Annotated in this window: 20 protein-coding genes; 9 read left to right on the forward strand and 11 right to left on the reverse strand. The window is 62.3% G+C overall.

The features are described 5' to 3' along the window. From ACRQEG_RS00005 to ACRQEG_RS00020, 4 genes are all read right to left on the reverse strand, one after another. A partial coding sequence (locus ACRQEG_RS00005; RefSeq protein ID WP_435723349.1) for a hypothetical protein occupies nucleotides 1-1,471 on the reverse strand: 1,471 nt, incomplete at its 3' end. 39 nt (nucleotides 1,472-1,510) lie between these two features. Continuing rightward, nucleotides 1,511-1,930, reverse strand: coding sequence for a hypothetical protein (locus ACRQEG_RS00010; RefSeq protein WP_087070575.1), 420 nt, complete (start codon nucleotides 1,928-1,930; stop codon nucleotides 1,511-1,513). Next, complete coding sequence (locus tag ACRQEG_RS00015; RefSeq protein WP_087070574.1) at nucleotides 1,931-3,631, reverse strand: sodium:solute symporter family protein; 1,701 nt, start codon at nucleotides 3,629-3,631, stop codon at nucleotides 1,931-1,933. Nucleotides 3,632-3,634: 3 nt separating this feature from the next. Further along, nucleotides 3,635-4,654, reverse strand: coding sequence for a Gfo/Idh/MocA family protein (locus ACRQEG_RS00020; RefSeq protein ID WP_087070573.1), 1,020 nt, complete (start codon nucleotides 4,652-4,654; stop codon nucleotides 3,635-3,637). 141 nt (nucleotides 4,655-4,795) lie between these two features. On the opposite strand from ACRQEG_RS00020, the gene ACRQEG_RS00025 reads away from it, so the two are divergent. The 6 genes from ACRQEG_RS00025 to ACRQEG_RS00050 all read left to right on the forward strand — a co-directional run bounded on the left by ACRQEG_RS00025 (nucleotide 4,796) and on the right by ACRQEG_RS00050 (nucleotide 10,809). Then, a complete protein-coding gene (locus ACRQEG_RS00025) occupies nucleotides 4,796-5,164 on the forward strand; it encodes a GntR family transcriptional regulator (RefSeq protein ID WP_026428239.1) in 369 nt (122 codons plus the stop codon). Further along, the gene (locus tag ACRQEG_RS00030) at nucleotides 5,161-6,042 is read left to right on the forward strand and encodes an ATP-binding cassette domain-containing protein (protein ID WP_087070571.1); all 882 of its coding nucleotides are present in this window, start codon (nucleotides 5,161-5,163) and stop codon (nucleotides 6,040-6,042) included. Before ACRQEG_RS00025 ends, ACRQEG_RS00030 begins: the two co-directional genes overlap by 4 nt. After that, nucleotides 6,035-6,940: a hypothetical protein gene (locus ACRQEG_RS00035; protein WP_087070570.1), complete on the forward strand. Its 906-nt coding sequence runs from the start codon at nucleotides 6,035-6,037 to the stop codon at nucleotides 6,938-6,940. The genes ACRQEG_RS00030 and ACRQEG_RS00035 overlap by 8 nt, the downstream gene beginning before the upstream one ends. A gap of 101 nt (nucleotides 6,941-7,041) precedes the next feature. Then, on the forward strand, nucleotides 7,042-8,181 hold the full coding sequence (ald, locus tag ACRQEG_RS00040; protein WP_087070569.1) for an alanine dehydrogenase: 1,140 nt from the start codon (nucleotides 7,042-7,044) through the stop codon (nucleotides 8,179-8,181). Between the two features lie 4 nt (nucleotides 8,182-8,185). Further along, a complete protein-coding gene (locus ACRQEG_RS00045; RefSeq protein ID WP_087070568.1) occupies nucleotides 8,186-10,381 on the forward strand; it encodes an NAD(+) synthase in 2,196 nt (731 codons plus the stop codon). After that, a complete protein-coding gene (locus tag ACRQEG_RS00050) occupies nucleotides 10,378-10,809 on the forward strand; it encodes a GNAT family N-acetyltransferase (protein ID WP_087070567.1) in 432 nt (143 codons plus the stop codon). The genes ACRQEG_RS00045 and ACRQEG_RS00050 overlap by 4 nt, the downstream gene beginning before the upstream one ends. 61 nt (nucleotides 10,810-10,870) lie before the next feature. Here the strand turns inward: ACRQEG_RS00050 and ACRQEG_RS00055 are convergent, their stop codons facing one another. The 4 genes from ACRQEG_RS00055 to ACRQEG_RS00070 form a co-directional block, all read right to left on the reverse strand. Continuing rightward, nucleotides 10,871-11,986 (reverse strand): GuaB3 family IMP dehydrogenase-related protein, encoded by a 1,116-nt coding sequence (locus ACRQEG_RS00055; RefSeq protein WP_087070566.1) that lies wholly within the window; start codon nucleotides 11,984-11,986, stop codon nucleotides 10,871-10,873. A gap of 147 nt (nucleotides 11,987-12,133) precedes the next feature. Continuing rightward, nucleotides 12,134-13,387 (reverse strand): lipid II:glycine glycyltransferase FemX, encoded by a 1,254-nt coding sequence (locus tag ACRQEG_RS00060; protein WP_087070565.1) that lies wholly within the window; start codon nucleotides 13,385-13,387, stop codon nucleotides 12,134-12,136. A gap of 123 nt (nucleotides 13,388-13,510) precedes the next feature. Next, nucleotides 13,511-14,167 (reverse strand): response regulator, encoded by a 657-nt coding sequence (locus ACRQEG_RS00065; protein ID WP_087070564.1) that lies wholly within the window; start codon nucleotides 14,165-14,167, stop codon nucleotides 13,511-13,513. A 36-nt stretch (nucleotides 14,168-14,203) separates the two neighbouring features. Continuing rightward, nucleotides 14,204-15,079 (reverse strand): sensor histidine kinase, encoded by an 876-nt coding sequence (locus ACRQEG_RS00070; protein ID WP_159455010.1) that lies wholly within the window; start codon nucleotides 15,077-15,079, stop codon nucleotides 14,204-14,206. 141 nt (nucleotides 15,080-15,220) lie between these two features. On the opposite strand from ACRQEG_RS00070, the gene ACRQEG_RS00075 reads away from it, so the two are divergent. Further along, complete coding sequence (locus tag ACRQEG_RS00075; RefSeq protein WP_159455009.1) at nucleotides 15,221-15,970, forward strand: ABC transporter ATP-binding protein; 750 nt, start codon at nucleotides 15,221-15,223, stop codon at nucleotides 15,968-15,970. Between the two features lie 94 nt (nucleotides 15,971-16,064). Beyond that, nucleotides 16,065-16,727: a hypothetical protein gene (locus ACRQEG_RS00080; RefSeq protein ID WP_143231863.1), complete on the forward strand. Its 663-nt coding sequence runs from the start codon at nucleotides 16,065-16,067 to the stop codon at nucleotides 16,725-16,727. Nucleotides 16,728-17,197: 470 nt separating this feature from the next. Here ACRQEG_RS00080 and ACRQEG_RS00085 read toward each other — a convergent pair whose 3' ends face one another. Beyond that, the gene (locus tag ACRQEG_RS00085; protein WP_087070560.1) at nucleotides 17,198-17,494 is read right to left on the reverse strand and encodes a hypothetical protein; all 297 of its coding nucleotides are present in this window, start codon (nucleotides 17,492-17,494) and stop codon (nucleotides 17,198-17,200) included. Between the two features lie 126 nt (nucleotides 17,495-17,620). Here ACRQEG_RS00085 and ACRQEG_RS00090 point away from each other — a divergent pair, with 126 nt between their 5' ends. Beyond that, nucleotides 17,621-18,307, forward strand: a complete 687-nt coding sequence (locus tag ACRQEG_RS00090) for an exonuclease domain-containing protein (protein WP_087071180.1) — start codon at nucleotides 17,621-17,623, stop codon at nucleotides 18,305-18,307. Nucleotides 18,308-18,528: 221 nt separating this feature from the next. On the opposite strand, the gene guaB is transcribed toward ACRQEG_RS00090, so the two are convergent. Continuing rightward, on the reverse strand, nucleotides 18,529-20,037 hold the full coding sequence (gene guaB / locus ACRQEG_RS00095) for an IMP dehydrogenase (RefSeq protein ID WP_026428247.1): 1,509 nt from the start codon (nucleotides 20,035-20,037) through the stop codon (nucleotides 18,529-18,531). 274 nt (nucleotides 20,038-20,311) lie between these two features. Next, nucleotides 20,312-22,987: a 5'-nucleotidase C-terminal domain-containing protein gene (locus ACRQEG_RS00100; protein WP_087070559.1), complete on the reverse strand. Its 2,676-nt coding sequence runs from the start codon at nucleotides 22,985-22,987 to the stop codon at nucleotides 20,312-20,314. Between the last annotated feature and the right edge of the window lie 73 nt (nucleotides 22,988-23,060).

The raw sequence follows: 23,060 nt of genomic DNA on the forward strand, positions 1-23,060 counted from the left end.
GCGCTATCGCGCCGGCCGGAGCCGCCACCTCAGCTACCGAGGTGCTGCCAGCACCCGCCGCATCACCAAAGCCCGAGGCAGCTCCAGCACAAGCCGCCGTACCGGGCAGCGAACCGATCACGCCCACGAAGGTTACTCCCGCGCGCGCGTAGGTTTCCAGGGAAATAGCCCCGAAACGCCCGCTGACCACGTGTTCGGCGCTGACTTCGCGCACGTCGGTGAGGATGGGCCAGCCGCGCCGGCCGGCGATCTCCCCGCCCAGCGCGCGTTCGCTTGGCTCATTGGGAACCAGCACAATATCCCCGGGCTGGGCATCCACGAGCTCCGTGAGCGCGGCGCTCAGGGCCTCGGCCGGCGCATCACTCGGGTGCGTGATGACCTGCACGCTGGTGGCATCCGGGAACGCGGGCAGCTGCGCGCTGTCTCCCGCTTCTCCTTCGGGAACGAGGGCGATCACGTGAACCGCGTCGTAGCGACGCAGGGCCGGAAGGAAAGGCGAAATAGTCGCGCCGGCGCTAATAATCCACACCGCGTGTTCCGGAGCCGAACCGGTGGAGGAAGAAGCTTCCGCGCCCGAAGTACCAGCGGCGTGAGGGGCGGCGTCGTCGCCAGAAATAACGGGGGCGCCGGTGCTCGCGTTGCTAGCGATTCCGGTGGCAGCGATTCCGCCGGCAGCGTCGCCAGAAATACCCGTGGAACCGGCGTTCGGCAGCAGGCCGCGCCGATCCAAGATCCCGACGAGTTCAGCCACGGCGCCGGGGCCGTCGAGGATTTGGTGGAGGCGGCGCTGGACGGGCGGAACCGCGCGCGCGATGGGGTCGAGGGTGCGCCCTTCCATATCGCCGAGGTCGGCGGCGGTGAGGAGCTGGGCGGGTTTCTTGGCGGCGTCGAGGATATCTTTCATGGCCGGGACTTTGACGGCCGCGGCGTCGGAGGTGACCGCGATGACCACAGGGCCGGCCACGCGCACCTCGCGGCGCTGCCCGCCGGTGTGCTGGGTAAGGAGGAGTTCCTCCCCTGCGGTGCGAATCGCGGAAACATCCTGGAAAGACGGCCAGCCCAGCGCCCCGGCGATCACACCGGAGACCATTTTCGAGCCTTCGTCGGTGGAACCCGGGCCGGTGATAAGCGCTGTGATGGTGCCGTCGCGCTGCACTACCCGCGCCAGGGCTTCGCCCACCGCGGTGGAATTCCAGCTGGTGGTGGCATCATCACTCACCACGAGCAGGCGGTCCGGGCCTTTGGACAGCGCGTTTTTGCGCAGCGCCGGGGTGCCGATGGAGTCGGGGCCCAGGGTGATACCCACAACCTCGGTGCCCAGGGAGTCGCCGAGTTCCCGCGCTGCCCGCATGGCAACGGCGTCGTCGTCGCTAATGGAGAGGCGCGCGCCGCTCCAATCCACCACACCGGAATCCAGTACGTGCGCTGAACGTGGATCGCCGGCAATTTTGTAGGCAACCGCAATGGTCATAAGTGTCCCCTGACGTAGGCGTTAGGCTTGCACATAATCTTAGCTCTCCCGCGGCGCGGTGGGCTGCGCATCCTCATCGGGCAGGCGCGAGCCGAGCGCTTCGGAGAGCACCTGCGGGGCGGCGGCGCTGCGGCCGGCAAAGAAGAGCGCCACGATCATCATGGCCAGGCCGGTCCACAGGTTGAGGTTGATGCCCGCGGCTTTGGCCAGGTCCTCCTCGGTCACGAAGAAGAGCCCGTAGCCGGCCAGCATCGTTCCGAAAACCCCGAACATGATGGCGATCCAGGTGCGCAGGTCGAAAAGCGAGAGCCGCCCGAGGCGCGCCTCGGGGAGGTGCGGCGCCGGCGCCGAAGCGGACTCGCCGCCCGCTGCACCCGCGTGGCCCGATTGCACGGGCGCCGAAGCTGGCGCGGCGCTCCGCCGAGCTGCGTCGTCGTTCATAGATTCGTATCCCTTCATTTACAGCACCACATTGAGGACCGTGCACACCGCGAGCACCGCGATGCCCAGCGGCACCGGTTCTTCCCACCAGTGCAGTTTTTCGCCGGTGAGGGCGCGTTCGCGGGCTTCGGCCACCCGGGCTTCGTGCAGTTTCGGGGCCGGCTGGGCGCCCTTAATATCCATCTTGACGCGCCCCCACACCAAGCCGTCGAGTTCCTCGATGGGCTTGGGGCGCGTGACCTTCGTGACGAGCACCGACACGATGAAATCGGCAATAAAAGCGACACCGGAAGCCGTGAAGGAAGCCGCCTGGGAAGAATTGAAGTCCAGCAGCCCGTTCGCGTAGCCCAGCTGGATAAACCCGGCTCCGGCCGCGCCGGCCACCAGGCCCCACAGCCCGGCCTGCGGGCTCATGCGCGCCCAGAACATTCCCATAATGAAGGTGGCGAAAAGCGGGGCGTTGAAAATGGACTGCAACATCTGGGTGTAGTCCTGAATATTGGAGAATTCCGCCGCGATAAAGGCCGCCCCGATGGCGATAAGCACCCCGATAATCGTCAGGCGGCGCCCGATTTTAATGTAGTAGGTGTCCTTGCGGCCCGGGCGCACGTACGTTTCCCAAATATCGTAGGTGACCACGGTATTGAAAGAAGAAACATTCGCCGCCATTCCAGCCATAAAGGCCGCGATCAGCCCGGCCAGCGCCATGCCCAGCAGCCCGTGCGGGAGCACCTCCCCCATAAGCGCCGGGAAGGCTTCGTTATGCGTGATCTCGCCGGTGTGCAGCTGCGGGATGAGAACCGCGGCAATCAGCCCGGGCACGATAATAATGAGCGGCAAGAACATTTTCGGGATCGCCGCGAGGATCGGGGTCAGGCGTGCGGAACGCATATCTTTGGCGGACAGCGCGCGCTGCACCTCGGTGAAATTTGTGGTCCAATACCCGAAGGAATTCACGAAGCCCATCCCCAGCAGCAGCGCGATCCAATTCCCGTACGGGTTCGTGGTGTTCCCGAGTCCGGTTCCGCCCCACACATCCAGGCCGTTCGGGCCGAGCACCTGGGTTTCGTTGAGGGCGTTGACCAGCCCGGCCGGTCCGCCCACCCGCGCCAGCCCGGCGATGGTCAGCGGGGTGAGCACCGCAACGATGAGCAGGAATTGCAGCACCTCGTTGTACATGGTGGCGGTGAGCCCGCCCATCACCGTGTAGACCAGCACCACGCCGGCCGCGATAATAATCGAAGCCCACAGCGGCACCCCGATAAGCACATTAATGAGGAGGGCGAGGGCGAAAAGATTGATGCCGGCCACCAGGATGGTCGCCACCGAGAAAATCACCGATTGGTAGAGGTGGGTGGGCCGGTCGAAACGCAAACGCAGGTATTCGGGAACCGAACGGACCCGCGAGCCGTAATAGAAGGGCATCATAATGAGCCCGAGGAAGATCATGGCCGGCACCGCGCCGATCCAGTAGTAATGCACCGTGGGCAGGCCGTATTGGGAGCCGGAGGCCGCCATCCCGATGAGTTCTACCGCCCCGATATTCGCGGAGAGGAAAGCCAGCGCGCAGATCCACGCCGGCAGCGAACGCCCGGAGAGGAAAAAATCCTCCGAGGTAGTGACTTTGCGCCGGGTGACCACGCCGATGACGAGGACCAGCACCAGGTAGAGCACCACGAAGCTGTAGTCGAAAGCGCTCGCGTCGAGCCGCAAATCCATGTTTTAGCCCTCAATTTCGGCCAGGGATACCACGCGGTGCTCGCGTTGCGATAACCGCACGGCTTCCGCGATGCGCAGGGAGGCGACGGCATCGTCCACCGTGGCAGGAATCTCCCCGCGGCCCGCAACCACCTCCAAAAACGCCTCGATTTCGCGTTCGTAGCAGGCGGCGAAACGGGCGATGAAATCCACCCAGGCGGACTCCTCCGGATAGGACACCCCATCCTCGAGGGAGCGCACGGGGAGTTTGCTATCGAAGCCGACCGCGAGGGTCTGCTCGGTGCCGTGCAGCTCCATGCGCACGTCGTAGCCGTGGCCGTTGAAACGCGAGGATTGCGCGGTGGCGAGCACATCGCCTTCCAGGCGCAGCACCGCCGCGGTTTCGCACACATCGCCGAAGTCACGGAAATCGGCCAGGCCCAGATCGGTGCCGAACGCCATGACCTCGGTGACTTCGCGCCCGGTGACCCAGCGCAGCATATCGAAATCGTGGATGAGGCAGTCGATGTAAATTCCGCCCGAGGCCGCCAGGAATTCGCGGGCGGCCGGGGCCTGATCCATGGTTCCCATGCTCAGGCGGCGCAGCTCGCCCAGGCTTTTTTCGCGCACCGCCGCGCGGGCCCGGGTGTAGGCGGTATCGAAGCGGCGCTGGAAGCCGACTTGGATGCGGGCTCCGCGCGCGCGGGCGGCTTCGCGCACTTTCAGGGTCGAGGCCAGCGAGGTGGATACCGGCTTCTCGGTGAACATAGGAATGCCCAGCTCCATGCCGCGCAGCAGCTGTTCGGCATGCACATCCGTGGGGCTGGTGAGGACCAGGGCGTCCAGGGTGACATCCGTGAGGGTAGCCTCCACGCTGGCTTCACTGATGCGGGCGCGAGTTGCAGCCTCACCTTCCAGTTCGGAAACGACGGCGGCACTGCGCTCAGGTTTCGGTTCGGCAATAACAAGTTCATCAACACGGTGGGCGAGAATGCGCGCGTGCATCAACCCGGCGCGGCCCGCTCCCAGTAAACCAATTTTCAACAGGGATTCCTTCCAAACGTGTCATTAGCCTAGATCAATTCCCCCGAGGCGTGCGAGATGTGAGTCATACCTCATAGCACTTGCAGCAGAGTCGGTTCTGTGGTTCATTAGTTATGTAACTAACCAAGGAGGGAGGGCGTGATGGAGTTCAGTTCAGCGGTGCCAATCTATGTGCAGCTGGCCGAAGATCTGCGTCGTCGTATTCTCTCCGGCGAACTCGGGCCCGGAGAAAAGGTCATGTCTACCACCGAATACGCCGCCACCTACCGCATTAATCCCGCCACCGCGAACAAGGCTTTTTCCCTCCTCGTGGAGGAAGGAATCCTGGAAAAGCGCCGCGGGATCGGCATGTTCGTGACCGCGGGCGCCCAGGCAGCCCTGCGCGAGCGCGGGCGCGCCACCTACCTGAGTGACACCCTCGCCCCGGCGCTCGCCGCGGGCCGGGCACTAGGGCTCAGCCCCGCGGAAATATCCGCACTCGTCTCGACCTATTGGGAGGAGAACCAATGATTAGCATCGAGAACCTGAGTTTCAGCTACCGGCGCGGGGCTCGCGCCCTCGATGATCTCAGCGTGGAGATCGGCCACGACACCATCACCGGCCTTTTCGGCCGCAACGGCTCGGGCAAATCCACGCTCGGGATGCTCATCGCCGGGCTCCTCCCGATTCGGCGCACCCGTGGGCGCGCCGCGGGAAGCATTTTTATTGACGGGCATCCGGTGGATGAAAACCCGGAGGTCATGCCGGGGGTGGCCTATATTCCGGCCCGCGTGGAGGTGATTTCCGGTTCCCCGCTCGCCATGACGATGGATCTGTGGCGCATGGCCCGCCCCACCTGGGATGAGGATTTCGCCCGGGAGCTATTCGAGCTTTTCGAGCTGGATCCCACCCGCGTGATTGACGGGCTATCCGTAGGCCAGCGCTCCACATTTTCCGCGATTCTGGGCCTGGCATCCCGCTGCCCCATCACCATTTTCGATGAGGTCCACCTGGGGATGGACGCGGTGATGCGCGAACTGTTCTACCGGGTTTTGCTCAGTGATTTCGCCGAGCACCCCCGCACCATCATCCTCTCCTCCCACCTGCTCGAGGAGGTGGAGAACCTGGTGGATACCGTGGTGTTCCTGCACCGCGGGAAACTGCTCGAGGCCGGGGACGCCGATGAGGTTCGCGCGCGCCACTCCACGGATAGCCTCGCTTCCCTCACCGATGTTTTAGTTACGACGACGCTCTCCCCCGCCCAGCGCGCCCGCCTGGCACAGCCGCTGGGCGCGCAGGCGCCCCGGGCCGGAAGCCTGCTGGCCCCCGCGGCGGCTGCCGGGGAAGGCACCCAGGAAGCCACCGCGGAAGCATCCACCCGCACCCAGATTGGAGTCGATCATGATTAAGCTGTATCGCCGCGCGAACGCTCTTATCTACCTGGCGGCGCGCCGCGCGATTGGGCGGCGCGGACCTTTCTCCTATTTTTATCGCAGCTTCTGGTTGATTGCGGGATGTTTCCTGGTCGTGGCAACACTGTGGCTCCCCTTCACCAATACCGAGACGCATCTACCCATCGGAGGCATCGACAACCCCGTTCTCAACTGGGTTGCGCTGGCATGGTTTGTGCTCAGCGGGAGCCTGATCTTCGGTGGGGTGATATGCACCCTCTCCATGCGGGCGCATCTGCAAGCGGGGAGCACGCGGCGGCAATTCTTTAGCAACCTGACGCGCAGCGCCGCGCGGATGAGCGCCGAATACCTGGCGGTTACCGCCGTGATTATCCTCGTGGTGCTCACCATTGTGCGCCGCCCGGATGGTTCCTGGGCTCTGGATGCCGCGTTTTCCCCTGAAGGTACCGCTATGCGATCGGGCAGTGTGTGGTTCATGTTCCTACCTACCTGGCTCTGCTGTATGGCCGTGTTCTTCGGGGCGGTGCTGGTGACCACCTTCTTGCTGCGCTGGTCGCTGAGCACGGTGGTACTGGCTGTCGCGGTGGTTATCGCTTTCTTCGCCGGGCTCTCCCTGGTGGGCTACCTTGTTGGTATCACCGGGCTGGCCGGATTCATCTACCGGCTCTGGATTCCCCATTGGGAAAGCTTCTACGCCTGGGCCGCCCGCACCGGCACCGATTTCGCGCATTGGGTGGGGCGGGTGAGTGACTCGACCGGCTTCACGGATTTCCTTACCGCCAATCAGGGCTTCATCGGGCTCCTCGCCTTCTCCCTCATCTTCGGCACCTGCGCGGTGATCGCCTGGGCGCTGGCGCGGCGTTCCACCGGCCGCTTGCATCTACTGCGGCTCTAACTGGGAGCGGGACCGTGCTGCGGGGCGCGCGGTGGCGCGGCCCGCAGCGCCGTCGTCGTACTACCTAGGAGCAGCGCGCACGCGCGCCGTAGACTAAGCACATGATTATTGGCGTTCCCACAGAATTGAAGAATAACGAATACCGGGTCGCGCTCACCCCGGCCGGTGCGCGCGAACTGGCCGCGGCCGGGCATACCGTCCTGGTGCAGGCCGGGGCCGGGGCAGCCTCCGGATGCGCCGACGCCGCCTACGCCGCCGCCGGGGCCCGTATCTGCCCGGACGCGGCCGAGGTGTGGGGCGCCGACGCGGTTCTCAAAGTCAAGGAACCCGAAGCCGAAGAATACGGGTATTTACGCGAGGACCTGGTGCTTTTCACCTATTTGCACCTGGCTTCCCAGCCGAAACTGGCCCGCGCGCTCCTGGATGCCGGCACCACCGCCATCGCCTACGAAACCGTGCGGGAACGGAAAGCGCTGCCGCTGCTCGCGCCTATGAGCCGGGTGGCCGGGAAACTCGCCCCCATTGTGGGTTCGCATTACCTCCTCGACGCGCAGGGCGGGGCCGGGATTCTCATCGGCGGAGTGGCCGGAACCCGCAAAGGCAAGGTGACCGTGATCGGCGCGGGTATCGCCGGGGAATCCGCCGCGGTGATGGCCGCCGGTATGGGCGCGAACGTGACGATTCTGGATATTAATATCGAGCGGCTCGCCCAGCTGGAAATGCGCCACGCCGGGATGCTCACCACCCTCGCCTCCACCGCGCAGACCATCGAGGAGCAGGTGACGGATGCCGATTTGGTGATCGGCACGGTGCTGGTGCCGGGTTCCTCCACCCCCAAGCTGGTGACCTCCGCGATGGTGGAGGGTATGCGCCCGGGCAGCGTGCTCGTTGATATTGCTATTGACCAGGGCGGATGCTTCGAGGATTCCCATCCCACCACCCACGATGAGCCCACGTTCACCGTGGACGGCAAGATTTTCTATTGCGTGGCTAATATGCCCGGTGCGGTTCCGCGCACCTCCACGGAAGCTTTGACGACGGCGACACTCCCCTATGTGGTGCGCCTGGCCGCCCAGGGGTGGCGCGCGGCCGCCAGCGCGGATCCGGGTTTCGCTAGCGGCGTGAATATTAGCGGCGGGAAAATCACCCACCGCGGGGTTTTTGATTCGCTGAGCGGGGCGCTGGGACTGCCCGAATCTGAGTTTGACGATTCCTGCGTGTCGAAGGCAATGGCAGACTAGACCCATGAGCGATTTCTCCTCGATTTACAGTCACGGTTACGTGCGCGTGGCCGCCTGCTCCCCGGAAGTGGTGGTGGCCGATCCGCAGCGCAACGCCCAGGCCATTATTGCGGCCGCCCGGGCGGTGAGCGCGCGAGGTGCGGTGCTGGCCGTGTTCCCGGAGCTGAGCCTCACCGGGTATTCCGCGGAGGATCTGTTCCTCCAGGATGCACTGCTGCGTGCCACCCTGGAAGCCCTGGAAACCGTGCGGGCGGCCAGCGCGGAATTCGACGCGGCCCTCATTGTGGGGGCGCCGCTGCACTGGCGCAACCGCCTCTATAATTGCGCGGTTGTGCTCCACCACGGGAATGTGCTGGGCGTGGTTCCCAAGTCCTATATCCCCAACTACCGGGAGTTTTACGAAAAGCGCCATTTCGCTTCCGGGGCGGGACTGCGCAATGCGGATATTGAACTGCCCGGGGTGCGTACGGATGCAGCCTGGAGCACCGGGCTTAGCGAAGAGCAGCGGGCCGAATTCGCCCACACTGAGGAAGCCTGGGCCTATACCCTGGGGCGGAATACTGTTCCCTTCGGGCCGGATCTGATTTTCTCCGCCAGTGATATTCCCGGTTTTGATTTCCACGTGGAGATCTGTGAGGACATGTGGGTGCCGATCCCGCCCTCGGCGCGCGCGGCCCTGGCCGGGGCGCAGGTGCTCGTCAATCTATCCGGCTCCCCGGTCACGGTAGGGCGTGAAGATGACCGCGATCTGCTGATCCGCGGGGCTTCGGCGCGCTGCGCGGCCGCCTATATCTACGCGGCGAATGGCGAATGGGAATCCTCCACGGATCTGGCCTGGGATGGCCAAACCGTCATCTACGAATGCGGGGAGAAAATCGCGGCCGGGCAGCGTTTTTCGGCCGGCCACAGCGCCACCCTGGGTGATATCGACCTGGATCGTATCCGCCAAGAACGCCAGCGCAACGGCTCTTTTAATGACAATGCGCTCACCCAGGGCACCGAGCGCGATGAGTATTCCAACCCGGGCACGGATTCCTTCCGCACTATTAACTTCACCGCCGGCATCCCGGATATGAGCGCGCTTGACGCCGCGGAGCAGCGCCTGCACCGCGAAGTGGTGCGTTTCCCCTTCATGGGCGGCAGCGAACGCAATCCGGATCGCGATTGCTTCGAAGCTTTCTCCATCCAGGTGTACGCGCTCATTACTCGGTTGCGGGCCACCGGCTCCGCCAAGGTGATTATCGGGGTGTCTGGCGGGCTGGATTCCACGCACGCGCTGCTGGTGGCCTGCCGGGCCATGGATCTTCTGGAGCGCCCGCGCACGGATATCCTCGCCTATACCCTGCCCGGTTTCGCCACCTCCCAGCACACCAAGAACAACGCCTATGCGCTATGCGAAGCCCTGGGGGTGCCGCTGGAGGAGATTGATATTCGCCCGGCGGCCCGGCAGATGCTGGCCGATATGGGCCATCCCTTCGCGGCTGGCGAGCCGGTCTATGACCTCACTTTTGAGAATGTGCAGGCCGGGCTGCGCACGGATTATCTGTTCCGGTTGGCCGGTTTCCACGGCGGTATCGTGCTGGGCACCGGGGATCTTTCCGAGCTCGCCCTCGGGTGGTGCACCTTCGGGGTGGGTGACCATATGAGTCACTACAACGTGAATGCCGGGATGCCGAAAACCTTTATGCAGCACGTGCTGCGGTGGATGGCTCGCCAGGACTTCCTAGCCGGCGCGGCGGCGCAATCTCTTATCGATATTCTCAATACGGAGATTTCCCCGGAGCTGGTTCCCGCGGATGCCGGCGGGGCGCTGCAATCCACCCAGGAGAAAATCGGCCCCTACGAACTCCAGGATTTCACCCTTTATTTCGCTTTGCGCTACGGCTTCCTGCCCTCGAAAATTGCTTTCCTGGCTCGGGAAGCCTGGGGGGATGCTTCCCGCGGCTTCTGGCCGGAAGGTATTGAGGGGGATGCCCGCCACGCCTATAGCCTGGCGGAGATCAAGACGTGGATGGAGCTGTTCTACCGCCGTTTCTTCTCCCAGCAATTTAAACGTTCCACTCTCCCCAACGGCCCGAAGATTCTTTCGGGTGGCTCGCTTTCCCCGCGCGGGGATTGGCGCATGCCTTCCGATGCCACCAGCCGGGTGTGGCTGGCCGATCTGGAGAATATCCCCAGCACTCCCACGGAGGACGCATGATTTCCCTGCAAGAAAATGTGACCGAGGATTTCCTGGCTGCCTGCCAGCGCCTCATCCCCCAGCTCTCCTCAAGCAGCGCGCCGCTTTCGCGCGCTGCTGCGGAGGAATTGCTCGCCCAGCCCGGGGTGTACCAATTGGTGTACCGGGTGGAGGAAGGTGCCCCGATCCTCGGGATGCTCACCCTCGTTACTTTCCAGATTCCCACCGGAACGCGGGCCTGGATTGAGGACGTAGTGGTCGACGACGCCGCCCGCGGCCACGGCGCCGGCCAGCAGCTCGTGGAAGCTGCCCTGGCGCACGCTGCCCAGCTCGGCGTGAAATCGGTGGATTTGACTTCGCGGCCCAGCCGGGAAGCCGCCAACCGGCTCTACCGGCGCTGCGGTTTCGAAGCGCGTGATACCAACGTGTATCGGTATCACGCGCAGTAAAGGCGGAGCACAGGAGCGCGCGGCCGCGTGGTGAGTAGCGCCATCGCTGCGAGAAGCGCGCCTAGCGCGGGGTGACCACCAGCTGGGCGCGCTGGAATTCCTTGCAATCGGAGTAGCCGTTAGCGGCCATGGCGTGGCGCAGCGCCCCCATGATATTGGTATGCCCGCGGGCGCTCGAGGTGGGCCCGACCAGAATTTCTTCCAGCGTGCCGGCGGTGCCCACATAAACGCGTTCCCCGCGCGGGAGGCGCGGGTGGCGGGCTTCCGGTCCCCAGTGCCAGCCGCGCCCGGGTGCTTCGCTGGCCCGCGCCAGAATGGTTCCGAGCATCACGCCGTCCGCCCCGCAGGCCAGGGCTTTAATGAGATCCCCGGAGCTGCCCACCGAGCCGTCCGCGATCACATGAACGTAGCGCCCGCCCGATTCATCGAGGTAGTCCCGGCGGGCGGCAGCGATATCGGCTATCGTCGTCGCCATCGGGGCAGCAATCCCCACGGTACGTAACGTCGCAGAAGCGGCCCCTCCCCCGTAACCGGCCAGCACCCCGGCCGCGCCGGTACGCATGAGGTGCAGCGCGCTCTGGTACGTGACCGCGCCGCCCACCAGCACCGGAATATCAAGATCGTAAATAAGGCCGCGCAGGTTGAGCGGTTCGCGGGTGGTGGACACATGCTCGGCGCTCACCGTGGTGCCGCGGATGACCAGGAGGTCCAGGCCGGCATCGGCGGCCGGCGGCACAATTTCTTTGGCGTGGCCCGGCGAACAGGCCCCGGCCACGGTGATCCCGGCGGCCCGCAGTTGCGCTACCCGGTAGCGCACCAGGCCGGTATCGATGGGGCGCTCGGCGTAGATCTGCTGGAGGCGCGCGGTAGCGGATTCGGGCGGCAGCGCGGCAATTTCTTCGTACAGCGGGGTGGGATCCTCGTAGCGAGTCCACAAGCCCTCAAGGTCCGCCACGCCCAATCCCCCGGCCCGCCCCAGGCGGATCATCATATCCGGGGAAGCCACCGAATCCATGGGGGCGCTGAGCACCGGAATATCGAGGTGGTAGGCATCCAGCTGCCAGGCAGTGGAGACTTCGCGAACGTCCCGGGTGCGCCGGGTGGGCACGATGGCGACGTCGTCAAAGGTATAAGCTATCCGCGCGCGTTTGCCGCGCCCAATCTCGATTTCGCTCACGTTCTCCACTTTACCGGCAAAGAAAGGCGCGCGACCGGGCCGCGGCGCACATCCGCGCGGCTAAGGCAGCGAAGCGCGGGGCCGCAACCGTTCTGCGCTGCTCCCGTGTCAAGGTCCTACCGCGTCACGCTCCACCACATCACGCGCTTACCGCGTTTCCGCACCCAGCGCGCGGGCGAGGAAACGCGGCGCGAACGTCTTTTCATAGGTGCCCACAAATTCTTCCACCTGCCCGTTGAGCCAGCGCTTGAAAGCGAGAATATTGGCATCGGCCGCGTCCTCGGAAAAGTCCCCGGAAATGCCGAACGTATTGTAGGTATCCAGGCTCTCATCGCAGGCGTATTTGAACATGGCGCGCTCAACCGGATAATCCCGCGCGTAGGCGGATAGCGTTTTATCCATCCCACCGAGCAGCAAAATCAGTTCGGAACCGACCCGGAATCCGAGCGCCGCGTTGAAGGGAATCTCCGCGTCGCCGCGCTCGGTCAGGGTTTCGCGTGCCATTTCTTCCTGGCCGTCGAGCACTTCCAGGCGCTGGGCGGCCTGCTCAAGTTCGCGCTCCCGCGCTTTCGTTTCTTTACGCCCGCGCAGCACCTCGATCCGCTCGTGTACTTCCGCGCGCTCAATCGCGATCTGATCGAGGTAGCGGCGCGGAGACACATAGGCCACCGCGAGCAGCGCGCGTTCGGGACCCATGTCCGCCATGAGATCGCGGTAGAAACGCACCGCGGAAGCCGAGAGAGCAGGCATGCCGTCGGTACGGTCGCGGGTACTCGCGTAGAGCTGCGCGAATACATCGAAATCTTCCGGCCCGAGGAAACGGGTCTGCACCCCGTAGCGGTTTTCGTTATTGAAACGACGACGCAGCCCCTTGGCGAGAGTTGCTTTGGCTTCTTCGAAGTTCATCCCGGAGATCGTCTTGGTGTAAATCCAGCGCAGTTGAATATCGGAGCGCTCCCCGAATTCATAAGGAAGGTGGCGCCAACCATCGCGTTCCAGAGCTTGGGAGACCGCGCCGGCCACCGGATTGTCCTTGAGCGGCGTAATATCCGTGTACCAGCGCCGTGCCAGAATCGGGTTAATCCGGGCGGTGAGCAAGCGCGGCTGGGAAGCGAAATGCCGGTTGAGCCCGCTGAAGAAAGCGGAAACAACCTCGCTGCGGCTCCAATCCAAGGTGGGCCCGTAGGCGAGGGAAGCCCGTGTGAAGATCTTCTTCCAGGGTTGATACATAACGAGGCCGGCCCCGCAAATATTTCCGGCATTGTTACGCACGCCCACGTATTCCACCCGGTATCCTTCGGCCGCACGCACCCGCCCGTAGCTCACCGTTTGGGAAATGAAACACCGTTGCGTGGTCATGTAGTCGTTGTACTCATTCTCGGATAACACCGCGAACTGCATTGTGTTCCTTCCTGCCGGGCAGCTCAGAGCTGATTCGCCACCTGCCTATTAGAGTAACTTAAGCTGAAACAGCCCTGGAAATGGGGGCGGAAAGCTTCCTCAGTTCGGTGCGAATAATCCGTCTTAGCTAAATGTCACCAATCCGGCTCGGAAGGCCAGGACGATGGCCGCCGAGCGGTCGCGAGCGCCCGTCTTGCGCAGTATTGCGTTGATGTGGCTTTTGAGAGTACCTTCCGAAATATAGAGTTGCCCCCGAATTTCTAGGTTAGTTAAACCGCTACCGATGAGGGTCAAGACTTCTAGTTCCCGTGCGGTCAAATTCTGTAATTCAGGTACCTCACCAGGCGACCGGCCCCTTTCGTGGAGGTAACACTGTACTACGTGGTCTAGGACCTGGCGGTCGAGCACTCTGTTTCCCACCGATACCTGGCGGATTGTCGAGATAATCGTCTCGGATTCGCTATCTTTGAGAAGGTACCCGTCAGCGCCCAGGCTCAAGGCCTTTCGCAGATACAGGTCATCCTGATACATGGTCAGCATGACAATGCGCCCAGGGAAGCCATTCCGTTTCAGCTCCTTGAGTACGTCCAGTCCGTCCATGAGAGGCATGCGAATATCCAGCAGCAGAACGTCAATATCCGTCTCACGCACCATACGGCAGGCTTCCACGCCGTCTCCGGCGCTGCCCACCACGCGAAAGTCCTCCTGCTGCTCGAGGAGAACCGCGAGGCTTTCCCGAAGTAGTCCCTGATCATCTGCAATCGCAATCCGAATCATCATGTGCTACCTCCTCATACATACCGGGTATTACCGTTCTCACTCGGGGTACATGCATAGTTTCCACCCGGCGCCCACTGGCCCGGCGCCCACGACATAGCCGCATTCGGCGGCGCGTTGCCGAAGGTGATCCAAGCCAATCCCGGAGCCGATGATGGGCTGCCAATCCGGTGCCGGCCCCTGATCTACTAGTTCGAGGCTCACGCCCTTGCCTTTTTCTTCAATCTGGAAGGTGACGGTGGTGGGTCCGGCATGGCGGGCGGTATTCGCTAATCCTTCCCGGCAAGTTGCGATGAAGAGCTTACGCAGCTGCGGATTCAGCCTTTGGATAGTTGCGAGCACTTCGGCAGTGCCCCTGAGTTCCATACCGTGCCGTTGCGCTGCCGCAAAAATTTGTTCTAGATCCGGCATCCCGGGAGGACTAATATCACGGCCCTGCAATCGGTCAAGAACGGTACGCATCTGAGCGATAGTTTGCTTATTAGAGTCCCGAATATCACTCAACGCTGCCAATGCTACCGGATCAGTCACTTCTTCGAGAGCCCGGGTGAGTCGCAAATGCTGTAATCCCAAGCCGTCGGAAACTATATCGTGCAACTCCGCGGCGAGAGCTAAGCGATCTCCCGATAGGATTTTTTCAGTTTCCGCCTGTGCTTGTAACTCACTATTGCGTCTTCTTTGCACAAGCCACTGCCAATACCACCACCCCAGCAGCGCCCCGCAGAGCGCAAATATCGCTAGGCGCCACCAGATTTCGTATTTTTCCGGAACTGCCACAAAAACCATAAGTCCCAGAACAAGCAGCGGTAGCACCGCCCTGCCCAGCACTCCCCAGCGGTTTTCCTTCTTCTGCGCCGTGTGACCGGCGGTCACGCGAATGGACGCGGGACGCGATGGAGAGGTGGTAGCGCACATAGCGCATATGCTACCCGTGCAGCGCTCCCATTCCATCGGCCCGCGGGCTGATTTTTCCCTCGGAACCCAGGCTGAGCTAGGGCCGCGAGTATCGAACACGAGGCCGATGTGCTCCGCATGATGAGTCGCCAGCATAGAAGCATGACAACACTTCCCATAGAAACCAAGGATTTATCCAAAATTTATCGTGGTCAAAGTGCGCTCCATAATCTAACGCTGAGTTTCCCTCCCGGCCAGATCGTGGGTTTAGCTGGCCATAACGGTTGCGGAAAATCCACACTCATACGCCTCTTAGTTGGCCTGGAACCACCCACCCATGGACAAGCTCTCATCTTTGGGCATCCCTACCGACAACTGGACTACCCGCTTCGCTACGTGGGAACCCTCCTGGGTGGTTCGGGGGCAACTCGCTCGCGTACTGTGCGCCAGCATCTGGCATGGATCGCAGCGACCCATCACTTCGCGAGCCAGCGCATTGACGAGGTACTGCATACGGTTGGTTTGGATCGCGTGGCCACTCGAAAAGCCGGAAAGCTCTCTCTGGGCATGAATCAGCGTCTCGGTTTAGCGGCCGCGCTTCTCGGCGACCCTCCTGTGCTGCTACTAGACGAACCTTCCAATGGTCTTGACCCGCAAGGAATCGAGTTACTGGCGCAGCTGATTGCAATGTGGCGGCGTGAGGGAAAAACGGTTGTGCTCTCCAGTCATCTGTTGGATTTCCTTGCCGATACCTGTGATCGTCTGGTGGTCCTGGAACAGGGCAGCGTGGTGTACGACGGCGCAGCCACGTTGGCTCACGGCAACCTGGCATCCGGCCGATGGCCGTCCCACCCGAATACAACCGAAAAGGCTACCGGAGCCGCGAAGCACGAAGGAGACACAGATGCTTAGGTCATTTTCGCGGTTAGTGCGCGCACAATGGGTACTCTGGTGGACCTCACGATCTGTCCGAATCGCATTGTTGGCATGTTTCCTGCCTGCGGCATTGTTCTTATTCGTACAGTACAGCGACGGGAAACTCTGGCACGCCGATTATTCTCTATTCTCGCAGGCGCTCCTTATGCTCTCCCTTGCCCCCATTATTTCCGGGGTGGGATCCATCTCCGAAAACTTGGTTCCCCTGGAGCCCCACCACGCTTCCACCCGAACTCTCATCGCGGTAGCGGTGCCACGTCGTTTCGCCTGGGCGGCTGCTCATCTACTGGTAGGTTTCTTCTTTGTCGTCATCTACCTCAGCCTTGCCCTGCTTGTCGGCTTTGGCGTGGGTGCCTTCCAGTGGAGCAGCTTCAATGTACAAGCTTTATGTGGCCTCCTCATCTACTGGAATGTACTGTGCTGGTTAGCCTCCTTCCTCGCCTCAGTATTCCAATCCGGGACGATCCCTCTTCTCTTCCTCCTGCTCAATCAGTCAGTTGTTCCACTGTCGTTCCTTTTATCTCGGGTAACGCCCCTCGCCCGTTGGAGTCCGGACCTGGCTGCTTACGGCCTTATTTTGCAGGGTGATATGCTCGCCAATTCGGCTATGTCACCAGAACTTGCTGCGGATGTAGCCGCTCATTGGAGCACAAATATCTTCGTTCTGCTCGCGTGGATGATTGTCATTGCACTCGGATTTTTCTGGTCCGAACGCCGTAAGGCCGCGGCATGATTAGCTCTTTGCGTGCCCACGATAGGGCGATCTGGCACCTGCGCGGTGCGCTCATTCAGGTGGCTTCACAGGTACGAATCGGTGTCGTTCTCGGGCTGTGTGTAGTTGCCGGGAACATGATGACCGCACTGCAACTACTCCCCCGCGCCGGCGAACTTCCCGCTGGTTGTGCAGGTTTATCTACCGCCATCGCGGTCAGCATTGTTTTTGCGCAGCCCATTGCGGCTGTCCTACCGTGCGTGTTGCTAAATTTCGATGATCAACCGCGTTACCGCGATATCACTACCTTGGTTCTCCCCGCCACACCACTGACCCTGCTCGCCCGAGCCATATGCAGTGGCGTGACTGTGTGTTTGTGGGGATCGGGTCAGGCCATTGGCGCCGTGGTGATGTATAGATTTCTGGCACCGCGCGGTATAGATGCCTCAACTCTAAGTGCCACAGAGTATCGCGAGCTGTTGTTAGCCTCGCTACCTTCGGTAGGCGCGGTACTCGTGTATCTTGCCACCCTGTGCATATTCTGCGTGAGTATCTGCCTTATTTTCCGATCCCGATATTCCAGCGTGGCCGTTCTGCTCACGATTGTGGCGATTATCGCTCCGCTTGTCCAAACCCTTCTTCCCGAGGTAGGAAAGTACCTTCCCGGAATTGCCGGTATCAGTATCCTCAGGGGTGACGATTCCGGGAATATGCTTCCACCCGGAATCGGGCTTCTCGTACTGCTCTTCTCCAGCTTGCTGCTCATCGGTGTCGCCGCGTTGAAACATTGGATACCCTTACGCCGCGGACGTAGCCGCAGATAGGAACCGGTACGTTTTCGTGTCGTAGGGGCGGATTAGACTACGAAGCACCAGCACAGAAGCGCGGCGCGGGCCGCGGAAAGGATGGGAACCGTGTGGACCACGCTGCCGCTTATCGGCTTTGATACAGAAACAACCGGGGTGGATCCCCGGCGCGATCGCCTCGTCACCTGCTCGCTCGTGCGGGTGGATAGTGAGGGAACCTCGCGGCGGTATTGGCTGGCGGATCCCGGGGTGGATATTCCGGAAGCAGCCAGCCAGGTGCATGGCATTACCACGGAGCAAGCCCGCGCGGAGGGCCAGCCCATCGCGGAAGTCCTCGGTGAGATCGCGGATATTTTGGGGGCGCAACTAGCGGCCGGCCAGCCGGTGGTGGCTTTTAATGCCTCCTATGATTTCACCCTGCTCGAAAGTGAGCTGGCCCGCCACGGGCTGCCCACCCTCAACCAGCGCTTGGGCGGTGAGATTTTCCCGGTTATTGATCCCTATCTGCTGGATCGCGGGGTGGATCGCTACCGCAAGGGGAAGCGGCGCTTGGAAAACCTCGTTATGCATTACGGGGTTTTCCAGGATGATTCTTTCCACAATGCGGAAGCTGATGTGGTGGCCACGCTGCGGGTACTCGGGGCCATGTTGGAGAGATTCCCCCAGCTGCGGGAAAAGGAACTGCGGGAAATCGTGGATATTCAGATCGCGGCCGAACGCGAATTCCAAGAGTTTTTGCGCAAAGTAGGCCGCTCGGATGGCCCCAAGGAAGGCTGGCCCGTCCCGCGCAACTAGTACTCGCTAGTTACGTTGCTGGTCCGGCTGGGCGAACCCAAGCGGACAACGCATCATCCAGTATGCGCATAAACCCAGCCACGCGGGAGCCGGGCTGCGGCGTCGTACTTTGCGGTACATAGCGAAAGGCCGGGAACGCGCTCTTACGTTCCCGGCCCTCGTTACCACCCCAGCGCTGCCACGCGTGGCAGCGAGCTAAAGGAGATTATGAGTAGGAATATTTAGGACTTGAGCCCGGAGTAATTCGGGGCTTCCACGGTCATTTCCACGTCGTGGGGATGCGATTCCTTGAGGCCGGCGCCGGTCATGCGGACCATGCGGCCCTTTTCCTTGAGCTCGGCAATGGTGGAGGCACCCGAGTAGAACATGGTCTGGCCCAGGCCGCCCACCAGTTCGTAGAGCACGGAGGCCAGCGGGCCGCGGAAGGGAATCTGGCCTTCGATGCCTTCCGGAATGAGCTTCGCATCGGAGGTGACGTCGGCCTGGAAGTAGCGGTCCTTGGAGTAGGACTTCTTGCCACGCGAGCTCATCGCACCCAGGGAGCCCATGCCGCGGAAGTGCTTGTACTGCTTGCCGTTCACGAAAATGACTTCGCCGGGGGTTTCCACGCAGCCAGCAAGAAGCGAACCGAGCATCACGGTATCAGCACCGGCCACGATGGCCTTGCCGATATCACCGGACCAGTGCAGGCCGCCGTCCGCAATCAGCGGGATACCGGCCGGCTTGCAAGCGCGCGCCGCATCCACAATCGCGGTCACCTGCGGTACGCCCACGCCGGCCACCACGCGGGTGGTGCAGATGGACCCGGGGCCCACCCCGACCTTGACCGCGTCCACCCCGGCGTCGATGAGTGCCTGGGCGCCGGAGCGGGTGGCGATATTGCCACCGATAATCTCCACGCCGTCAAAACCGGAATCGGCACGCAGGCGACGAATCATATCGAGGGCGAGCTTCGCTTCCCCGTTCGCGGAATCAATCACAAGCACGTCCACGCCGGCATCGGCAAGCATCCCGGCCCGCTCCCAGGAGTCGGTCAAGTACCCAACGCCCGCGCCCACGAGAAGGCGGCCCTGGGAATCCTTGGAAGCATTGGGGTACTGCTGGGTTTTGACGAAATCTTTGACGGTGATAAGGCCGGTGAGGCGCCCATCCTCATCAATAAGGGGAAGCTTTTCAATCCGGTGGCTCTTGAGGAGCGCCCGGGCATCCGCGCGGGACACACCCGTGGGTGCGGTCACCAGCGGCATGCGGGTCATCACATCCTCGACCCGGGTGGTGGCGTACTCATCTTCCGGAACGAAACGCAAATCACGGTTGGTAATAATGCCGAGCAGGTGCTTCTGCTCATCCACAACGGGAAGGCCAGAGACCCGATACTGCCCGCACAGGGCATCAAGCTGGGCGATCGTGGCATTCGGGGCTACGGTCACCGGGTCGGTGATCATGCCGGATTCGGAACGTTTGACCTCGCGAACCTGCTGGGCCTGATCTTCCGGGGAGAGATTGCGGTGAATAATCCCAATACCGCCCTGGCGTGCCATCGCAACAGCCATATCGCGCTCCGTGACCGTATCCATAGCCGCGGAAGCCATGGGGGTTTTCAGCACAATATTGCGGGTCAGGTGGGAAGAGGTATCGACTTCGGAAGGAATAACATCAGTTGGTTGCGGAACAAGCAACACATCGTCATAGGTTAGAGCAAGAGGAGCAAAATCGTTCACGAAATCCATTTTCCCATGTTATCGCGCCAAGCTGATAACTCCAATGTGGCCGGCACGCGAAAATCGACACAGCTCGCGCGCGCATACCCAACCGGCAGGCACATATACATAAGCCCAGCTCACAGGCCCGTGACTAGCAAGTCACCCGTGTGCAACTAGCCCGCACGCCGCACGGCTCACTCATGAGCACGGCAGCATGCGGGCTAGCGATGCACAGCACTACCGGCAAATATTGCTCAGCGGCGCTGCGCCGGAATTCCTTAGCGAACCCTCCGCAGAATCCTTAGCGGACCCGGTGGACGGCCGGAGTATCGACGCCGTCGCCATTCCAGTCACCCAGGAGGTGCGTATCGGTGTGCTTCCCGAAGGAGTACACCGCGCTGGCCGGCCCGGAGCTCAAGGAGCCGGCAACGTAGTAGGCGTTACCGCGGACCACCACGATGGTGTCCTTCCCGTCCCCATCGGTATCACCGGCAAGGGCAATATCCGAGGCACGGCCGAAGGAGAAGGCGGCACCGGCAGCCCCGCCCAGGGAGTCCTGGACGAAGAAAGTATTGCCGCGCTGGACCGCTACTTCGTCACGGCCATCGCCGTTGAAATCACCAGCCAGGTAGGTATCCCCGTGGCGTCCGAAGGTGAAGACGTGGTCCGCCGCGCCGCCGCGCAGGGAATCCACCGCATAAATGGTGTTTCCGCGCACCACGGCCACGGTGTCCTTACCGTCCCCGTTCCAGTCGCCGACGAGTACCCGGTCACCGGCCTTCCCGAAAGCGAAGACCTCGGTGGCATTCCCGGCAAAGCCGTTGCTCAGGAGGAACTGGTTACCGCGCACGACGCCGAGGCTATCTACGCCATCGCCATCCCAATCCCCGTAAATGAAGCTTTCGCCAGCGCGCCCGTAGGCGGCATCAATGCTGCCAGCACCCGAGTTCCAGTTATTGGTGGCGATGAAGCGGTTACCCGTCGGAGCGCCCGGCTTCGCGGGTTGTTCCGGGGTGGGGTTCGGGGTTCCGGGCTCCGTGGGTTCCGGTTTGCCCGGTTCCGTAGGTTCCGGCTTACCAGGCTTACCCGGCTCCTCGCCCGCACCCGGATCCGGCGTCACCGCTGCGGGAGCAACGGCCACCTGGAAGGACAGATCGGTGGGCCCGGCCACCACCCGCAGCACGGAATCCGCGGGGGCATCGGCAGGCACCGTGACCTTCACGGTGGCACGGCCGGTGTTATCCAGCGAGGGCGTCACGGTGGTATCCAGCGCGCCGCTGCCCACTTCCACCCCGTTGAGGTACACGGTGACTTTCTCACCCTTGGGCTCGGTGGAGGTGTGAGCCAGCGAGGAGAAGCTCAGCTCCGCGCTTTCCCCAGCCTTGAGAGCCTCTTCCCCGGTGATACCCACCGAGGTCTGGTTATAACGCACCTGATAGCCGGGGTTGGCCTTGAGGAAAGCGTTGAACACATCGTTATCGATCAGCCCGGTATCGGCGTAATTGCTACCCTCGCCGAGCACCGTGAAACCGTCACCACCGGCCAGGATGAACTGGTTGGAGGCCACGGTATAGACCTTCTCCCCCGCCCGATCCAGTTTTTCACCGTTGATGTACACGGCCTTGACGCGCTGGCCCGGGGTGGCATCCGCGGCGGCGTCGAAAACGTAATGCATATTGTAGGAAAGCCCGAGGCGCAGCATGGGCCGGGAGGCGCCTTCCTTGTCATTCCACTGCTGTTCGAGCATGGTGTAGATCTGCGCTTCGGTCAGGTCCACAGTGGCGTAGGAATTCCCGAAAGGCTGCACTGTGTAGGACTCTTCCAGGGTGACGATGCCGTCGCCGTTGGGGTCCAGATCCGCGCGAATACCGCCCGGGTTAATAATCCCGAAATCGGCCTTCTTTTCCATGCCCTGGGAGTACTGGTAGAACGCTTCGGCGATCATATTGCCGGCCGAGGATTCGGTCCCGCGATTCGCCCCGGTATCGGTGCCGTTATTGGTGCCGCGGTTCGCGATTCCCTTAATGGTTCCGATCTGCTGGGCGCCCAATTCCTTCGCTTTCGTTTCGGCAGCCTGGTACATCGCCTCAATATCGGCGGACTTGGGGGCCTGGGCATTCTTGTAGTCAATAGCAACGTTGGCGGCGGTGGCGCTCACGAGCTTCTTAGCTGCGGCGTCGTACACAAAAGTGTAACGGCCGTACGTGCGCCCGTATTCGCCCACTTCCAGAACCGGTGCGCCCGAAGGCGTGGTCACGCTATCCACGGTGAGGTGCGTATGACCTGCGACGACGGCGTCCACATCGCTTCCGAGCGTTGCCGCTACCGCATTATTGGCATGCATGAGGGCGACGACGATATCCGCCTCGCCGTTGCTTTCGTCCCCATCCTTGAGCAGGGCAGCCTGCGCATCCACGGCCTTGACGGGATCCTTAATATCCAGGCCGGTGATCGCGGTGGGAGACACCAGGGTATTGAGCTCATCGGTCACGCCGGATACGAAAGCCACCCGTACCCCGCCCACGGTTTTCAAGGCGTAGGGGGTGATCTTTGCAGTGTCGATCCCGCCCACGCTCGCCAGGGTCCACGGGAATTCAGAGGCCGGGACGATGCGGTTTTCGAAATCCTTGACGCCCTGGTCGAATTCGTGATTGCCCGCCCCGGAGAGGTCAAGCTGCATGGCGTTGAGAATATCGAGGGTGGGCTGGTCGTTCGCGATGGAGGACACGTAGGCCGAGCCGCCCACCAGATCGCCGTTCCCCACGAAAATGGTATTCGGGTTGGCCTTGCGCAGCTCATCGATCTGGTAGTCGAGGGCAGCCGCGTTCTCGATATGGCCGTGGAAATCGGAGATCGCCGCGATATCGATAGTGACGTGGTCGGCTGGCGCGGCCTGGGCCGGCGTGGTGAGCACGCCCGCGCCCAGCACCGCGACCGCACCGAAAGCGGTCATGCGCCGCAGGGAAAATATGGTCATGGTGTTCCTTCATCCGAGGGAAATAGGACACCGTCACCATAGGAAGCGCGGGTAAACACCCGGCTAATTGAAC

The organism is Actinotignum stranguriae (assembly GCF_051265215.1).
Lineage (GTDB): Bacteria > Actinomycetota > Actinomycetes > Actinomycetales > Actinomycetaceae > Actinotignum > Actinotignum schaalii_C.

Excerpts from the sequence above, each read along its gene's own strand:
- ACRQEG_RS00010 (WP_087070575.1), bottom strand. The coding sequence starts at position 1,930 with ATGAAGGGATACGAATCTATGAACGACGACGCAGCTCGGCGGAGCGCC.
- ACRQEG_RS00015 (WP_087070574.1), bottom strand. The coding sequence starts at position 3,631 with ATGGATTTGCGGCTCGACGCGAGCGCTTTCGACTACAGCTTCGTGGTG.
- ACRQEG_RS00025 (WP_026428239.1), top strand. The coding sequence starts at position 4,796 with ATGGAGTTCAGTTCAGCGGTGCCAATCTATGTGCAGCTGGCCGAAGAT.
- ACRQEG_RS00030 (WP_087070571.1), top strand. The coding sequence starts at position 5,161 with ATGATTAGCATCGAGAACCTGAGTTTCAGCTACCGGCGCGGGGCTCGC.
- ACRQEG_RS00035 (WP_087070570.1), top strand. The coding sequence starts at position 6,035 with ATGATTAAGCTGTATCGCCGCGCGAACGCTCTTATCTACCTGGCGGCG.
- ald (WP_087070569.1), top strand. The coding sequence starts at position 7,042 with ATGATTATTGGCGTTCCCACAGAATTGAAGAATAACGAATACCGGGTC.
- ACRQEG_RS00045 (WP_087070568.1), top strand. The coding sequence starts at position 8,186 with ATGAGCGATTTCTCCTCGATTTACAGTCACGGTTACGTGCGCGTGGCC.
- ACRQEG_RS00050 (WP_087070567.1), top strand. The coding sequence starts at position 10,378 with ATGATTTCCCTGCAAGAAAATGTGACCGAGGATTTCCTGGCTGCCTGC.
- ACRQEG_RS00060 (WP_087070565.1), bottom strand. The coding sequence starts at position 13,387 with ATGCAGTTCGCGGTGTTATCCGAGAATGAGTACAACGACTACATGACC.
- ACRQEG_RS00065 (WP_087070564.1), bottom strand. The coding sequence starts at position 14,167 with ATGATGATTCGGATTGCGATTGCAGATGATCAGGGACTACTTCGGGAA.
- ACRQEG_RS00070 (WP_159455010.1), bottom strand. The coding sequence starts at position 15,079 with ATGTGCGCTACCACCTCTCCATCGCGTCCCGCGTCCATTCGCGTGACC.
- ACRQEG_RS00075 (WP_159455009.1), top strand. The coding sequence starts at position 15,221 with ATGACAACACTTCCCATAGAAACCAAGGATTTATCCAAAATTTATCGT.
- ACRQEG_RS00085 (WP_087070560.1), bottom strand. The coding sequence starts at position 17,494 with ATGTTTCAACGCGGCGACACCGATGAGCAGCAAGCTGGAGAAGAGCAG.
- guaB (WP_026428247.1), bottom strand. The coding sequence starts at position 20,037 with ATGGATTTCGTGAACGATTTTGCTCCTCTTGCTCTAACCTATGACGAT.
- ACRQEG_RS00100 (WP_087070559.1), bottom strand. The coding sequence starts at position 22,987 with ATGACCATATTTTCCCTGCGGCGCATGACCGCTTTCGGTGCGGTCGCG.